The 14,288-nt window shown below is 71.1% G+C and carries 14 protein-coding genes; 9 read left to right on the top strand and 5 right to left on the bottom strand.

Annotated features, from left to right (window positions below):
- Positions 1 to 230: 230 nt before the first annotated feature.
- From AB0I10_RS14655 to AB0I10_RS14665, 3 genes are read left to right on the top strand one after another with little or no spacing between them, the layout of a single operon-like run.
- Positions 231 to 2,528: an RNA degradosome polyphosphate kinase gene (locus tag AB0I10_RS14655; protein ID WP_363152801.1), complete on the top strand. Its 2,298-nt coding sequence runs from the start codon at positions 231 to 233 to the stop codon at positions 2,526 to 2,528.
- A complete protein-coding gene (locus AB0I10_RS14660; RefSeq protein ID WP_363152802.1) occupies positions 2,512 to 3,885 on the top strand; it encodes a CHAD domain-containing protein in 1,374 nt (457 codons plus the stop codon). Before AB0I10_RS14655 ends, AB0I10_RS14660 begins: the two co-directional genes overlap by 17 nt.
- The gene (locus AB0I10_RS14665; protein ID WP_363152803.1) at positions 3,882 to 4,313 is read left to right on the top strand and encodes an NUDIX hydrolase; all 432 of its coding nucleotides are present in this window, start codon (positions 3,882 to 3,884) and stop codon (positions 4,311 to 4,313) included. The genes AB0I10_RS14660 and AB0I10_RS14665 overlap by 4 nt, the downstream gene beginning before the upstream one ends.
- A 676-nt stretch (positions 4,314 to 4,989) precedes the next feature.
- Here the strand turns inward: AB0I10_RS14665 and AB0I10_RS14670 are convergent.
- Entirely contained in the window at positions 4,990 to 6,132 is a 1,143-nt protein-coding gene (locus AB0I10_RS14670) for an FAD-dependent oxidoreductase (RefSeq protein ID WP_363152804.1), read from the bottom strand.
- A gap of 70 nt (positions 6,133 to 6,202) precedes the next feature.
- Positions 6,203 to 6,574: a hypothetical protein gene (locus AB0I10_RS14675; protein ID WP_363152805.1), complete on the bottom strand. Its 372-nt coding sequence runs from the start codon at positions 6,572 to 6,574 to the stop codon at positions 6,203 to 6,205.
- Positions 6,575 to 6,580: 6 nt separating this feature from the next.
- Here AB0I10_RS14675 and AB0I10_RS14680 point away from each other — a divergent pair, with 6 nt between their 5' ends.
- On the top strand, positions 6,581 to 7,330 hold the full coding sequence (locus AB0I10_RS14680; RefSeq protein ID WP_363152806.1) for a helix-turn-helix domain-containing protein: 750 nt from the start codon (positions 6,581 to 6,583) through the stop codon (positions 7,328 to 7,330).
- Between the two features lie 162 nt (positions 7,331 to 7,492).
- Entirely contained in the window at positions 7,493 to 7,963 is a 471-nt protein-coding gene (locus AB0I10_RS14685) for a hypothetical protein (RefSeq protein WP_363152807.1), read from the top strand.
- Between the two features lie 72 nt (positions 7,964 to 8,035).
- On the opposite strand, the gene AB0I10_RS14690 is transcribed toward AB0I10_RS14685, so the two are convergent.
- Positions 8,036 to 8,368 carry a hypothetical protein gene (locus AB0I10_RS14690; RefSeq protein ID WP_363152808.1) on the bottom strand — a complete coding sequence of 111 codons (333 nt, stop codon included), beginning with the start codon at positions 8,366 to 8,368 and terminating at the stop codon, positions 8,036 to 8,038.
- A gap of 92 nt (positions 8,369 to 8,460) precedes the next feature.
- Between AB0I10_RS14690 and AB0I10_RS14695 the strand changes: the two genes are divergently transcribed.
- A complete protein-coding gene (locus tag AB0I10_RS14695) occupies positions 8,461 to 8,877 on the top strand; it encodes a transposase family protein (RefSeq protein WP_363152858.1) in 417 nt (138 codons plus the stop codon).
- 295 nt (positions 8,878 to 9,172) lie between these two features.
- Here the strand turns inward: AB0I10_RS14695 and AB0I10_RS14700 are convergent, their stop codons facing one another.
- Positions 9,173 to 10,180: an aldo/keto reductase gene (locus AB0I10_RS14700; protein ID WP_363152809.1), complete on the bottom strand. Its 1,008-nt coding sequence runs from the start codon at positions 10,178 to 10,180 to the stop codon at positions 9,173 to 9,175.
- A gap of 226 nt (positions 10,181 to 10,406) precedes the next feature.
- Here AB0I10_RS14700 and AB0I10_RS14705 point away from each other — a divergent pair, with 226 nt between their 5' ends.
- Positions 10,407 to 11,261 carry a helix-turn-helix transcriptional regulator gene (locus AB0I10_RS14705; protein ID WP_363152810.1) on the top strand — a complete coding sequence of 285 codons (855 nt, stop codon included), beginning with the start codon at positions 10,407 to 10,409 and terminating at the stop codon, positions 11,259 to 11,261.
- Positions 11,262 to 11,272: 11 nt separating this feature from the next.
- On the opposite strand, the gene AB0I10_RS14710 is transcribed toward AB0I10_RS14705, so the two are convergent.
- The gene (locus AB0I10_RS14710) at positions 11,273 to 12,118 is read right to left on the bottom strand and encodes a class I SAM-dependent methyltransferase (protein ID WP_363152811.1); all 846 of its coding nucleotides are present in this window, start codon (positions 12,116 to 12,118) and stop codon (positions 11,273 to 11,275) included.
- Positions 12,119 to 12,286: 168 nt separating this feature from the next.
- Here AB0I10_RS14710 and mshA point away from each other — a divergent pair, with 168 nt between their 5' ends.
- Positions 12,287 to 13,705, top strand: coding sequence for a D-inositol-3-phosphate glycosyltransferase (mshA, locus tag AB0I10_RS14715; RefSeq protein WP_363152812.1), 1,419 nt, complete (start codon positions 12,287 to 12,289; stop codon positions 13,703 to 13,705).
- On the top strand, positions 13,698 to 14,204 hold the full coding sequence (locus AB0I10_RS14720) for a YbjN domain-containing protein (RefSeq protein ID WP_363152813.1): 507 nt from the start codon (positions 13,698 to 13,700) through the stop codon (positions 14,202 to 14,204). The genes mshA and AB0I10_RS14720 overlap by 8 nt, the downstream gene beginning before the upstream one ends.
- Positions 14,205 to 14,288: the final 84 nt, after the last annotated feature.

The following is a 14,288-nucleotide window of genomic DNA, read 5'->3' on the forward strand; positions in this document are numbered from 1 at the left end:
CCCCGGGAACGGCCGGAAAACCCCGGGAACCCCTGGAAAACCGTGGGAAACCCCCTGGGAGTAGCGCCCCGCTTGCCTGTCCGCCATATCCGCGTTACCGGCGATTCAATGTCGCTTGCGAGCATCACCGAATGCAGCCCGCTGTGCCGAAAGCCCCGAAAACGGGGCTCCGCGTCGCTTCGCTTCCTCCTGACGCGCCCGGAATCCCCGGAGCGCGGAAGAATGGGGCCATGAACCAGCAGTCCAGCGCTCAGGCCCAGGCCCAGCCCGAGACACCGTCCGCGCAGCCGAAGCAGGCCCGGCCGGAGGCCGCGGGACCCGCCGCGCAGCCATCGGTCGGCTCCATCGCCGCCCACCGGCCGCACGCCGTCGGCGTGCCGCTGCCCGAACTGGAGCCGGATCTGGACGCCGATCTGGATTCGTACGAGGACCAGGGCGTACCGGGTGCGGACGGTGAGGAGCTGCCCATCGGCCGCTTCCTGGACCGGGAGCGCAGCTGGCTGGGATTCAACGAGCGGGTGCTGGAGCTGGCCGAGGACCCGGGCACCCCGCTCCTGGAACGGGCGAACTTCCTGGCGATCTTCGCCAGCAACCTGGACGAGTTCTTCATGGTCCGGGTGGCCGGCCTCAAGCGCCGGATAGCCACCGGTGTCGCCACCCGCTCCGCGTCCGGTCTGCAGCCCCGTGAGGTGCTGGAGCACATCTGGACGCGCTCGCGCGAGCTCATGGCCCGCCACGCCGCCTGCTTCCAGCAGGACATCGCCCCCGCTCTCTCCGACGAGGGCGTTCACCTCATCCGCTGGCCCGAGCTGACCGAGAAGGAACAGGCCCGCCTGTTCACCCTCTTCCGCCAGCAGATCTTCCCGGTCCTCACACCGCTGGCCGTGGACCCCGCGCACCCCTTCCCGTACATCTCCGGCCTGTCGCTGAACCTGGCCGTCGTCGTACGCAACCCGGTCAGCGGGCACGACCACTTCGCGCGGGTCAAGGTGCCGCCGCTGCTCTCCCGCTTCCTGGAGGCCTCCCCGCAGCGCTACGTCCCCATCGAGGACGTCATCGCCGCCCACCTGGAGGAGCTGTTCCCGGGGATGGAGGTGCGCGCGCACCACATGTTCCGGGTCACCCGCAACGAGGACCTGGAGGTGGAGGAGGACGACGCGGAGAACCTGCTCCAGGCGCTGGAGAAGGAGCTCATGCGGCGGCGCTTCGGGCCGCCGGTCCGCCTGGAGGTCGAGGAGTCCATCGACCCGGGCGTCCTCGACCTGCTCGTACAGGAGCTGAAGGTCTCGGAGGCCGAGGTCTATCCGCTGCCCGGACCGCTGGACCTGACCGGTCTCTTCGGCATCGGGGCGCTGGACCGGCCCGAACACAAGTACCCCAAGTTCGTCGCCGGCACGCACCGCGACCTGGCGGAGGTGGAGTCCGCGTCCGCCCCCGACATCTTCGCCGCCCTGCGCGCCCGCGACGTCCTCCTGCACCACCCGTACGACTCCTTCTCCACCTCCGTGCAGGCGTTCCTGGAGCAGGCGGCCGCCGACCCGGACGTCCTCGCGATCAAGCAGACCCTGTACCGGACCTCCGGCGAGGACTCACCGATCGTCGACGCCCTGATAGACGCCGCCGAGTCGGGCAAGCAGGTCCTGGTCCTCGTCGAGATCAAGGCGCGCTTCGACGAGCAGGCCAACATCAAGTGGGCCAGGAAGCTGGAGGAGTCCGGCTGCCACGTCGTCTACGGCCTGGTGGGCCTCAAAACGCACTGCAAGCTGTCGCTCGTCGTCCGCCAGGAAGGCGAGATGCTGCGCCGCTACTCCCACGTGGGGACCGGCAACTACCACCCGAAGACGGCCCGGCTGTACGAGGACCTGGGGCTGCTGACCGCCGACCCGCAGGTCGGCGCTGACCTCTCGGACCTCTTCAACCGGCTGAGCGGATACTCCCGCCGCGAGACCTACCGGCGGCTCCTCGTCGCCCCCAAGTCCCTTCGCGACGGACTGGTCCAGCGCATCACCAAGGAGATCGCGCACCACCGGGCCGGGCGCCCCGCCTATGTCCGCATCAAGGTCAACTCGATGGTCGACGAGGCCGTCATCGACGCGCTCTACCGCGCCTCGCAGGCCGGTGTGCCGGTCGACATCTGGGTACGCGGCATCTGCGCGCTGCGCCCGGGGGTCGCGGGCCTGAGCGAGAACATCCGCGTGCGCAGCGTCCTCGGCCGCTTCCTGGAGCACTCCCGGATCTTCGCCTTCGGCAACGGCGGCGAGCCCGAGGTGTGGCTGGGCAGCGCCGACATGATGCACCGGAACCTGGACCGGCGGATCGAGGCGCTGGTCCGGGTGACCGACCCGGCGCACCGCGCCGCCCTCAACAGGCTGCTGGAGACCGGGACTTCGGATGGCACCTCGTCCTGGCACCTGGGCCCGGACGGCGATTGGACCCGGCACGCGGTGGACGCGGACGGCGTGCCGCTGCGGAACGTACAGGAAATGCTCATTGACGCCCGGAGGCGCCGGCGTGGCCCAGCGACATGACCAGTCGACCGGGGGGCCGGCCGGTCTCATCGGAATCGGATACGAGCCCGGCGGCGCGCCCGGAGCCCGGGCCGCGGTGGTGGACGGGCCGGAGGGGCGAGCGGGCGGAGCCCGGGGGGCCGGCGAGGACCGGGGGTACGGGCAGCAGGGCCCGGCGCGCCCGTCGGACGACGCGCCCGGACCTGCCGCTTCCGCTGTCTCCTCCGCCCTCCCCTCGCCCGCCTCCTCCGCCGACCCGGTCCTCTCGGCCGGCCCGTCGCTCGCCGGGCTTACGGCCGGAGAGCTGCTCGCCGCATATCTGCACCGGCAGTCCGCGGACTTCCTGCGCAGCCTGCGGCTCCACCGCGAGAGCGGCTCGGACGCGGAGGGCGCGGGCGAGGCGGCCTGGCAGCTGCGCTGCGCCGCCCGCCGGATCAGTGCCACCCTGCACACCTTCCACCCGCTGACCGAAGAGTCCTGGGCCGACCAACTCCAGGCGGAACTGGGCTGGTTGTCCGGCACCCTGGCCCGCGAACAGGCCTGCGCGGCCCGCCGTGAGCGGCTGATGGCGGCACTCCAGCGGCTGACGGGGCGGGGGGAGCGGGCCGATCGCGGCGAGCGGACCGCGCGCGGCGGCCGGGGCGACCGCACAGGAAGCGGTACGGGGACGAGCGCAGGCGCAGGCGCGGGCACAGGTACGGGCACAGGCACAGGTACAGGTACAGGCGCTGCCGCCGCCAAGGCCGCCGAACCGGACGCCGAGGGCGCGCTCTCGGCCGGGGCGGCGCGGGCCGGGGCGCTGCTGGACCGCCAGCTCACCCTCGCCCGCACCCGCGCGCACTCCGCCGCGCTCCAGGCCCTCGGCTCCTCCCGCTTCCACGCCGTCGCCGACTCCGTGGCGGTGCTCGCGTCCGAGGCGCCGCTGGTCCGGACGGCCGCCGAAGTGCCGGCGGCCGAGGCGCTGCCGTCACTCGCCGAGCAGGCCCACCGGCGGCTCGCGGAGGCGGTCGCCGCACTGCCGCTGTCCCGCGCCGGCCATCCGTACAACGCCGACGCGCTGGCCGCCGACCACCGCCAGGACGCGCCCTGGCACCAGGTCCGGATGCTGGTACGGCTCAGCCGCTATGCCCAGGAAGTGATCGCCCCGGACCACATCGACCCCCGCCTTGCGGAGGCGAGCCGGGCCCTGGAACGCCACCGTGACGCCGCGGAGGCCGCCGCCGCGGCCGCCGCCGCGGCCCGCACCCCCAGAATCGCCCCGGCCACGGCGTACGCACTGGGCGTCCTACACGCCGACCAGCGCCACGAGGTGGAGGCGGCCCGGTTCGCGTTCGGGCGGGTGTGGCTGCCGGGGGAGCGGAACGGGGGGCGGATGTGACGACACCTCAGAAACCCATTCGGGCGGCGGGGTGTGTGCTGTGGCGCCACTCGCCCTCTGGTGAAGGAATCGAGCTTGCCCTGGTCCATCGGCCAAAGTGGGCAGATTGGTCCCACCCGAAAGGCAAGCTGAAGCGCGGCGAGGACGCCCGGCAGGGAGCAGTGCGCGAAGTGCTGGAGGAGACCGGTGTGACTTGCGATCTGGGGCCTGAGCTGCCCACCGCTCGGTATCAGGTCGAGGGCCGCCCCAAGGAGGTCCGCTACTGGGCGGCCGAGGCCACCGGCGGCTCGTTCGAGCCGAACAGGGAGGTGGACCGGATGCTGTGGCTTCCGCCGGCTGCTGCATGCAGTCGCCTCACGCAGGCGAGAGACAAGGAGTTGGTCGCCGCCCTGGTCAGCGCTCTTCACGTGACCCGCGAAGGGCTGTGAGGGTAGCTCAGGAACCCCCGGATGGAACGGCCGGGCCACGTCAAGCCCGGACGACTGGATAGCCGCCGAACCGGAGACCGTTGCCTCGCATCCGGGGACGGGTGTCAGTGGCATGTCCGACAGTGTGCGGACCAGGCCCTGGAAGCCGTCTGGATCTGCTGTGTCCACGGGGCCGGGGCCGCGCCGGCGACCTCGTTCCACAGTCGCTCGCTGGCCACAGCGAAGGCGTTCAGAGCCTTGAGGGTCGCGGTTGACCAGGCGGGGAGGCACGACGCGAACAGCTCGGCCTCGGCCTGGGTATGGCGGCGAGAGATGACCCATAGTGCTGGGTCGATCCATCCAGCTCCGTGCGACGCCCATGCCCAGTCCAGGGTCTGTCACAGGTGAGGATGTTCATTGAAGATCCACCATCTTGAAGTCGCTGGTCACGGTGCTGGTGTGAGTCGTTGAGCGTGTTCTCGTGCTGGTCGCGGGCGGTTGTCGGAGCTCAAGATCGTCTGCCGTCTCGGTGCTCACAGATCCGCAGGTTCCCCGGTGTTGGAGAGGCGGGTGTCCGTACTGTCGGCGTACGACTTTGGCTCCTCAACCGCGTACAGGTGAACGTCCCCAGGTGCTGGTACGCGTTCGTGAGCGGACCTCGTGAGGTCACAAGATCGTCTGCGGTAGGCGGGTTGGCTCAGGAATCCGACTCATTCCTGCCCGACTCGCCGCGCGGCCCGGAACGTACCGTGCTTCGCACGACAGTCTCCTTGAAAGCCGCCGCGGCGCGTCCTGTCAGGACAAACCTGCGCGGGCGGTCGTCGGCGTGGGTGAACTGGACGACACCATCACGTCGGCCAAGACTGATGTTGGTGAAGGTGTAACCGATCCGAACGGGCCCGGGTGCCCGGCCCGTCAGCCGAGCCGCGACGACATCGGCCACACCCCGGCCCATGGGCAGGGCTGCCTGGCAGGACATTCGGCTCGGTGCCCCGCTCACCGACACCCCGGCAGCCGCGTCACCGACGGCGTACACCTCAGGGTGCGAGACCGAGCGCAGGGTGGCGTCGACGAGCATCCGGCCGCTCTCATCCGTGGCGAACCCTGCCGCGCGGGCCAGCTCCGGCGCACGGAACCCGGTGCTCCACACAACGGCGTCAGCGGCGAACGGCGCGCCATCACGGGTGTCCAGGCCGTCCTCCCGCACCGCCGCGACGACGGTCTTCGGATGAACCGAGACGTCCAGCCGGTCCAGAGCGCGCAGCAGGTGGGTCTGGGCTCGCGGCGCGAGCCCGGACCCAACGCCATCGGCACCGGTGAACAGCCTGACTCTCAGCTCGGGATGGCTCTCGGCCAGCTCGGAAGCGGTTTCCAGGCCGGTCAGCCCTCCGCCGACCACCGCAACCGTGCCGCCGGATGCCATCTCGGTGACCCTGTGCCGCAGCCGCGTCGCCTGCTCAAGGTCGGCTACAGCGTAGGCGTGCTCGGCTGCCCCGGGGACATCGCCGAGCCGCGCCCGACTGCCCACCGCATACACCAGGGTGTCGTAGCCGATCGCTCCGGGCGCGACGTCCATACACACGGTCCGGCCAGTGGCGTCGATCGCGGTCACGCGTCCGACGACCAGCTGGACCGATGTACCGCTGAGCTGTTGACGCAACGACGGCCCTGCCCATCGTTGCCCGGCGGCAAGCTGATGGAGCCGGACCCGTTCCACGAACCGGTCTGAGGCATTGACCAGCGTGACGGTGACATCGCTGCGGCGCAGCTTGCGGGCGAGGCGCTTGGCCGCCAGCAGACCGGCGTAACCGGCACCCACGACGACGAGGCGATGGCTCATGGCATGACTTCCTCTCTGACTACGGCGGCCTTCGCTGCCACCTTGGACAATCAGTCCCCGTGCATCGGCATCAGGCCGCTGATCTGGCCACGGCGACCGCCCAGGCGATGTACAGGACGTTCACCGCCAGCCGAGTCACCGCGCCGGCCGGCCGTTCCAGCAGCCGGGGCCGGTCCGGCCGCGCGCGTCGCAGCGCGTCCACGTGGGACACCAGGTAACAGGTGATCAGGACGGCAGCGGCCCAGCCCCCGGCCGGCCGGGTGGACGGAACCAGCACCAGCGCACCCACCACGACCTCCGCCGCCCCCGTGACTGCCACGAGGAGCTGCTCCCGGCGCAGCCACGCGGGCACCAACATGCGGAAGTAGCCGGGAACCAGGAAATGCATGACCCCCGTGACGACCAGGAACACCGCCAACCCGGCGGCAGCGATAGCGTGCATGGCACGATGATCCGCTCACCTCGTGCCTGGGCACTTGAACAAAACGATCGCCGCACCGTCTTCGCCTCCGGCACCGAAGCGACGATGTTCGCCGAATCCCGCCCGTTCCATGTCGCCCTACACCGGCTGCCCGCGTGGAAAGCCGTGCTGCCGATCGGCGGCCACGCCCGACTCCTCCAGCCGGGACGGCCCACGGTGGCGGCACCCGGGCTGATCGTTCCGCCCCAGCTGGCCCACAGCTGTGCGGCGACCTCTCCCTACGTCGCCCTGTTCATCGACTCCTGGCTGCTGCCCTCCTACCCGGAGCCGATACGGCTCGATGCCGGCGAGGTCCGCCGCCTGCTCGCCGCGCTCGGCACCACCGATTCCCACGGCCCCGACGCCGGTGTGGACCTGGCCGCCGGATACACCGAGCTGCGGGCACTCGCCGGGTACCCGACCCCGCTCGATCCGAGAGTCGCCCACGCCATCCACCTGTGCACGTTGCGCGATCCGGACATGCCCATCACCTCCATCGCCGACGAGGTCGGCCTGTCGGCCCCGCGGCTGCGCGCCCTGGTCCGGCAGGACGTGGGCATTGCGCTTGCCCGCTTGCGCCGATGGGGCCGGCTCCGCACCGCGATCGCCGACCTGCCGGATTCGACTGCTGCCCTGGCCGCAGCCACCGCAGGCTTCGCCGACCAGGCCCACCTCACCCGTACTGCGCGGGACTTCATCGGGCGTACGCCTGCCTCTCTTCGACGCGCTGAAGCGTAGGGCGCGCTTGCCAGCCCGACATGCCCCGCCCCTGAGAGAGCCGGCGATCCCCGACCCTCCCTATGTACTCGACCGCCTTCAGAGCGGGGGACGTATGGCTGTACCTGACTGGCCGCGTTCAGGTGTACGCCGACAGTACGATCCGGGCGGGAGGTGCGCCAGGTGCACAGGGACACGGAACCGGACCTTCGTGAGCTGATCACGGTCCGCAGGGCCGAACTGGAGGTGCAGGCCGAAAAGTTGAGCCAGCAGCTTCAGGAGGTGCGCGACGAGCTGGAGGAGCTGACCGTCGCCGAGCGGGTCGCGCGCCGACTGGCCGAGCAGGTGGCCGTTGAAGCGGAGCGGGATCAGACGTCGCCGGAGTCCGCCGGGCAGGTCGCGGGCCGTGCGGTGCTGCTGGTGCCGCAGCGCGATGGCGGCATGGACGAGGCGGTACTGCCCGCGGATTACCAGCGGATCATGGATGTGATGCGGCGGGCGGATACGCCGGTCATGGTCAAGCAGGTCTGCGGTGAGCTGGGGATATCCACCGAGCCGGCCCGCTCGGAGGCGATGCGCGCGAAGCTGAACCGGCTGGCCGAGCGGGGCTGGCTGCGCAAGCTGGCCGACGGGAAGTTCACCACCACGCTGTGAACGCGCTCTGCCGCCCACGGCACGCACCCTGGCCGTAACGTCCGCACCCCCGGCGTCAGTTGATAGTTCATGTCAAAGAAAACCAGCCCCGCCGGGGGCACCGAGACGGTTGTTTACCAGTCCAGCCTGCAGCTGTCCACGGCCACCCTGACCTTCCTCGGCGACCTGCTGCGGGGCCATCTGAAGAAGATCCGCTCGCGGTGGCGGAAGCTGCCGCCCGGACAGATCGCCACGATCGTCCTCGCCATTCTCCGTCATGACCAGCGGCTTGCCGACATGGCCGGCGGCAACCGCATCTCGGCGACCACGGTGCACCGTTGGGTACTGGAAGTGATCCACCTGCTCGCTGCGCGGGCCCCGCGCCTTGATCGCGCGCTGAAGAAAGTCACCCGAAAGGGCGGCCACGTCGTCCTGATCGACGGCACCCTGATCCGCACCCGGCGCCGCACCGGAACAGACAACCGACGCAACTACAGCGGGAACACAAGGCCCACGGCCTGCTCTTCCTCGCACTCACCGACGACAAGGGCCGCCTTTTGTGGCTGTCCGCGGCCCGCCCGGGACGCTCCTCGGAGATCACCACCGCCCGCTACAACAAGCTCGTCGAGCGCCTGCGGACCGTCGAGTTGGGCGCCATCGGCGACCTCGGCTTCGTCGGCCTGGACGACGCCCCGGACAACCCGGTGGTCATCACCGGCTACAAAGCCGCCCGCACCAAGCCCCTCACGTCGGCGAAGAAGCAGGTCAACAAGCTGATCGCGTCCGTCCGCGCGGTCTGCGAGCACGCCTTCGCGCACCTGAAGAACTGGAGGATCCTCACGAAGCTCCGCCTGGACGTGCGTCACGCCACCCCGCTGCTGCGGGCCCTGCTGGTCCTGACCAACACCGAGGTCTCGCGTGACAGACGATCTTGATCCCAGACAACCGCCCCCGACCAGCACGAGTGCACGAACCGAACCCCACACCAGCCCCGTGACCAGCAACTTCAAGTTGAACAAGGCTCATTGGTGAATGAGAAGGCCCCCGGCGCAATGTCGGGGGCCTGGCATGGTCGAGCAACAGTCTCTGTGGAGGATTGGGTGCGTCAGGAGCTAGTTTCAGCTCCTGATCCGGGGCCTAGGCAGCGTCTTGCGCTGTCTCATCTGATTGGTCTTGAGCTGGAGTCGTAGCGCCCTTCCAACCCCCGGCCTTGGCTGCGTGCCCCCTGGATCAGCGCCGCCGCAGCGCCGCGTCCGCCACCGCCGGCGGGACGTAGTAGCTGTCCGCGCGGTTGAGGTCGGTGCCCGGCGGGACGATGGCGTCGATCCGGTCCAGGACATCCGCGCCGAGCGTCACCTCGGAACCCTCCAGGAGGCTGTTGAGCTGGTCGAGGGTGCGCGGGCCGATGATGACGGAGGTGACCGCCGGGTGGGCGCGTACGAAGGCGGTCGCCAGGTGCGGGAGCGACAGGCCGGCCTCCGCGGCGACCTTCGACAGAGCGGCCACCGCCTCCGCCTTGCGGGCGTTCTCGGGGATCGAGAGGTCGAACTTCTGGGATTCGAGGCCGGCGCGTGAGCTGGCCGAGAGATCGCGGCCGGACAGCCAGCCCGCGCTGAGCGGCCCCCAGGTCAGTACGCCCATGCCGTAGCGCTGCGCGGTCGGCAGCACCGCGGCCTCCACACCGCGGGCCAGCATCGAGTACGGCGGCTGCTCGCTGCGGAAGCGGACATGGCCGCGGCGCTCGGCGGTCCACTGCGCCTCGACGATCTGCTCGGCGGGGAAGGTCGACGTGCCGACCGCCCGCACCTTGCCGGACCGTACGAGATCCGAGAGGGCGGCGAGCGTCTCGTCGATGTCGGTGGCCGGGTCGGGGCGGTGGACCTGGTAGAGGTCGATGTGGTCGGTGCCGAGCCGGCGCAGGCTGTCCTCCACCGCGCGGACGATCCAACGGCGGGAATTCCCACCGTGGTTGGCGTCCGGACCCATGGAGTTGAAGAACTTCGTGGCCAGGACGACATCGTCGCGGCGCCCCTTGAGGGCCTTGCCGACGATCTCCTCGGACTCGCCCGCGGCGTAGACGTCCGCGGTGTCGATGAAGTTGATGCCGGCGTCCAGCGCGCGGTGCACGATCCGTACGCCGTCGTCGTGGTCGGTGTTGCCCCAGGCTCCGAGCATCATCGCGCCCAGCGCGTACTCGCTGACCGAGATGCCGGTACCGCCGAGGATCCTGCGCTTCATGAGCTGCTCCGTAAGTTGTCAGACGACCAGGTATCAGACGACCAGGTATCAGGCGACTAGATATCAGGTGACCAGTTATCAGGAGGTCAGTTGTCAGCCGGTCCGTCAGTTGTCCGGTGGTCCGGTGTGTGGACCACCTTGCGGCGTGTACGCGGAGCGGACCAGGCCCGTCGCAACCTGGGTCCGGCGGAACCACCCAACCGGCCGTGCGTCGCATACTGGACGGATGCTGCATGCGGAAGTCGAGATCAGCTCGTTCCTCAAGGCGCGCCGTGCGGCGCTCGACCCGGCCGACCTCGGGCTGCCCGGCGGACTCAACCGCCGCCGGGTGCGGGGCCTGCGGCGCGAGGAGGTCGCACAGCTCGCCGGCATCAGCGTCGACTACTACACCCGGATCGAGCAGGGCCGCGCGCCCGCGATCTCCGATTCCGTCCTGGACGCCATCGCGCGGGCGCTGCGGCTGACCGGCGGTGAGGTGACGTATCTGCGCAATGTGGCGGTGCCGCGGCGCCGCGAGGGCGACCCCCGCGCGGCCGGGGACGGTCCCGGGCAGACCGTGCGGCCCGAGATCCAGCAGTTGCTGGACGCGATGGAGAGCGTTCCCGCCACGGTCATGGGCCGCGGTATGGACATCCTCGCCTGGAACGCGCTGGGCGGCCGGATCGCCTTCGACCTCGAAGCGCTCGACCCCGGCCGACGGAATTCGGCGCTGCTGGTCTTCCTCGATCCTGCGGCGCGCGTGCTGCACCCGGACTGGGACCGGATCGCCGAGGAGGTCGTCGGCAATCTGCGGGCCGAGAGCGGACGGCACCCGGGCGACCCGCGGATCTGCGAGGTGGTCACCGAACTGCTCGACCGGAGCCCGGACTTCCGCCGGGTATGGGAGGCGCAGGCGGTGCATGAATGCCTGCGGGGCAGCAAGCGGATCGTGCACCCGCAGGTCGGCGAGCTCCGCCTCACCTTCGAGAGCTTCCGGCTGACGAGCGACGCCGACCAGGCGCTGGTGACGTACAGCGCGCCGGGCGGATCGGTGACGGAGGCGCGGCTGCGGGAACTGGCGGGGCTGCTGGTGGCCGCCTAGGGCCTGTCCGCTCACCCGCGTGGCGCCAGCGCCTCCCACCGCACCGTGACCTCGCCCTGGCGCCGGCGGCGCGGATCGCCGGTCAGCGGCCAGTCGGCCGCCAGGCTGCGTACGGCGGCGAGCCAACGCTGCCGCGCGCCCAGCGCGCCCAGTGGGGCGGCCGCCGCCCAGGCGCGGTCGAAATCGCGGAGGAAGGCATGCACCGGCTCGCCCGGCACATTCCGGTGGATCAGCGCCTTCGGGAGGCGTTCTGCCAGGTCGGAGGGGGTGTGGAGAGAGCCGAGCCGGGTGGCGAAGGTGACCGTACGGGGGCCTTCGGGGCCCAGCGCCACCCAGACGTGGCGCCGGCCTATCTCGTCGCAGGTGCCCTCGACCAGCAGCCCAGCGGGCGCCAGCCGCGCGCACAGCCGCTGCCATACGGCGGCGACCTCGCCCTCGTCGTACTGCCGCAGGACGTTCGCGGCCCGGATCAGGACCGGCGCGCGCCCCCGGTCGCCCGGCAGCGGCACCTCGAAGCCGCCGTGTACGAAATCCAGCCCCGGCCGCTCGTACCGCTGGGCGGCTTCGACCCGGGCCGGCTCTATCTCCACGCCGACGACCCGCGCGTCCGGCCGGACCGTACGCAGCCGGCCCAGCAGCTCCACGGCCGTCCAGGGCGCCGCGCCGTATCCGAGGTCGACCGCGACGGGGTCGGCGGCGCGGCGCAGCTCGGCGCCGTGTTCGGCGGCGATCCAGCGGTCCATCCGGCGCAGCCGGTTCGGGTTGGTGGTGCCGCGGGTGACGTTTCCGACGGGGCGGGACGGCGCGGACGCCGCAGTGGCGGCGGAGACGGCGGAGACGGAGGGGCGGCGGGCCATGCCATCGAGGGTATGGGGTCGCGTCGTGGGGGCGCGCCACAGCGGCCGGCGTAGGTCACGCTTTGGCAAAGTGCGAAGTCATGACGCCGGACGGAAATGGATGGGCGGCTTCTGTTGTTGGAGGGGTTCGGAGGCGCGCAGCCCGCCTCGGCTAGGAGGTAGCTCGCAGTGAGCCAATACGTGTCCCGGCTCCGCAGCCGTCCCCACGGCCAGTTCCCGGGCCAGGCCAGACTGCGGCTGCCCGGCAGCTCGCGCCGCCCACGCCGGGTCGCGATGCTCAGCGTGCACACCTCCCCGCTGCATCAGCCCGGCACCGGCGACGCCGGCGGCATGAACGTCTACATCGTCGAGCTGGCTAGGAAACTCGCCTCGATCAACATCGAGGTGGAGATCTTCACGCGCGCCACCACCGGCACCCTGCCACCCGCCGTCGAGCTCGCACCCGGCGTCCTCGTACGGCATGTCGACGCGGGCCCGTACGAGGGCCTGGCCAAGGAAGAGCTGCCGGCCCAGCTGTGCGCCTTCACCCACGGCGTCATGCAGGCCTGGGCGGGCCACCGCCCCGGCTATTACGACCTGGTGCACTCCCACTACTGGCTCTCCGGACACGTCGGCTGGCTCGCCTCCGAGCGCTGGGGCGTCCCGCTGGTGCACGCCATGCACACCATGGCCAAGGTCAAGAACGCCGCGCTCGCCGTCGGCGACACCCCCGAGCCCGCCGCCCGCGTGATCGGCGAGACGCAGGTCGTCCGGGCGGCGGACCGTCTGATAGCGAACACCGCCGAGGAGGCGGACGAGCTCGTCCGGCATTACGAAGCGGACCCCGGCAAGGTCGCCGTCGTGCACCCGGGCGTCAACCTCGACCGGTTCCGGCCGACCGGGTCCCGTGCGGGCGGGGCCGCCGGGGGAGAGCCGCACGGGGTCGCCGACGGTGCGGTCGCGGAGAGCCGGGCCGCCGCCCGCGCCCGCCTCGGTCTCCCGCAGGACGCGGTGATCCCGCTCTTCGCCGGCCGCATCCAGCCGCTCAAGGCCCCCGACGTCCTGCTGCGCGCCGTCGCCGTGCTCCTGGCCGAGGACCCCTCGCTGCGCTCCCGCCTGGTCGTCCCGGTGGTCGGCGGGCCCAGCGGCAGCGGCCTGGCCAAGCCGGAGGGCCTGCAGAAGCTGGCCGCCCGGCTCGGCATCGGGGACATCGTGCAGTTCCGCCCGCCGGTCGGCCAGGAACAGCTCGCCGACTGGTACCGCGCGGCATCCGTCCTGGTCATGCCGTCCTACAGCGAGTCGTTCGGGCTGGTCGCGATAGAGGCCCAGGCCTGCGGCACCCCGGTCGTCGCGGCCTCGGTCGGCGGCCTCCCGGTGGCCGTACGGGACGGCGTCAGCGGCTTCCTCATACCCGGCCACGACCCGGCCGACTACGCCCGCGCGCTCCGCCGCTTTGTGGCGGACCCGTCCCTGGCCGCCCGGATGGGCACCGAGGCGGCCCGGCACGCCCAGTCCTTCGGCTGGGACACCGCCGCCTCGGCGACCGGCGAGGTCTACACCGCGGCGATGCAGGAGCGCCGCCGTCACCTACGATCGCTGCATGGCTGACGTGGCGGAGACCTTGGACGGCGCACGGCGGACGATCGAGGCGACCCTGGACGAGGCAGGGCTGGAGTGGGAGTCGCCGTCGGACGGCTCGTATGTCGTCAAGCTGCCGGGCACCCGCAAGCTCTCCACGACCTGCTCGCTGCTGGTCGGCCGGCACTCGCTGTCCGTGAACGCCTTCGTCGTCCGGCACCCGGACGAGAACCACGAGGCGGTGCACCGCTGGCTGCTGGAGCGCAACACCCGCCTCTACGGCGTCAGTTACGCGATCGACAAGCTCGGCGACATCTACCTCGTCGGCAAGCTTCCGCTGGCCGCCGTCACGCCCGAGGAACTGGACCGGATCCTCGGCACGGTCCTGGAGAACGCCGACGGGTCGTTCAACACACTCCTGGAGATGGGCTTCGCGACCGCCATCCGCAAGGAGTACGAGTGGCGGGTGTCGCGCGGCGAGTCCACCCGCAACCTTGAGGCGTTCAGGCATCTGACGCAGGGTTCGTAGCGGCTGTAGCGGCTGTAGCGGCGGTAACGGCGGTAACCGCCGTAGCGGCCGTAGCGGCGGTAACCGCGGTAGCGGCAGTCCGGA

Source organism: Streptomyces sp. NPDC050636, from assembly GCF_040654775.1.
In the GTDB taxonomy this organism is placed as follows: domain Bacteria; phylum Actinomycetota; class Actinomycetes; order Streptomycetales; family Streptomycetaceae; genus Streptomyces.

What these genes read in the sequence shown, in the direction of transcription:
- AB0I10_RS14655 (WP_363152801.1), top strand. Translation starts at nt 231, where the DNA reads ATGAACCAGCAGTCCAGCGCTCAGGCCCAGGCCCAGCCCGAGACACCG.
- AB0I10_RS14670 (WP_363152804.1), bottom strand. Translation starts at nt 6,132, where the DNA reads ATGAGCCATCGCCTCGTCGTCGTGGGTGCCGGTTACGCCGGTCTGCTG.
- AB0I10_RS14675 (WP_363152805.1), bottom strand. Translation starts at nt 6,574, where the DNA reads ATGCACGCTATCGCTGCCGCCGGGTTGGCGGTGTTCCTGGTCGTCACG.
- AB0I10_RS14680 (WP_363152806.1), top strand. Translation starts at nt 6,581, where the DNA reads ATGATCCGCTCACCTCGTGCCTGGGCACTTGAACAAAACGATCGCCGC.
- AB0I10_RS14700 (WP_363152809.1), bottom strand. Translation starts at nt 10,180, where the DNA reads ATGAAGCGCAGGATCCTCGGCGGTACCGGCATCTCGGTCAGCGAGTAC.
- AB0I10_RS14705 (WP_363152810.1), top strand. Translation starts at nt 10,407, where the DNA reads ATGCTGCATGCGGAAGTCGAGATCAGCTCGTTCCTCAAGGCGCGCCGT.
- AB0I10_RS14710 (WP_363152811.1), bottom strand. Translation starts at nt 12,118, where the DNA reads ATGGCCCGCCGCCCCTCCGTCTCCGCCGTCTCCGCCGCCACTGCGGCG.
- AB0I10_RS14720 (WP_363152813.1), top strand. Translation starts at nt 13,698, where the DNA reads ATGGCTGACGTGGCGGAGACCTTGGACGGCGCACGGCGGACGATCGAG.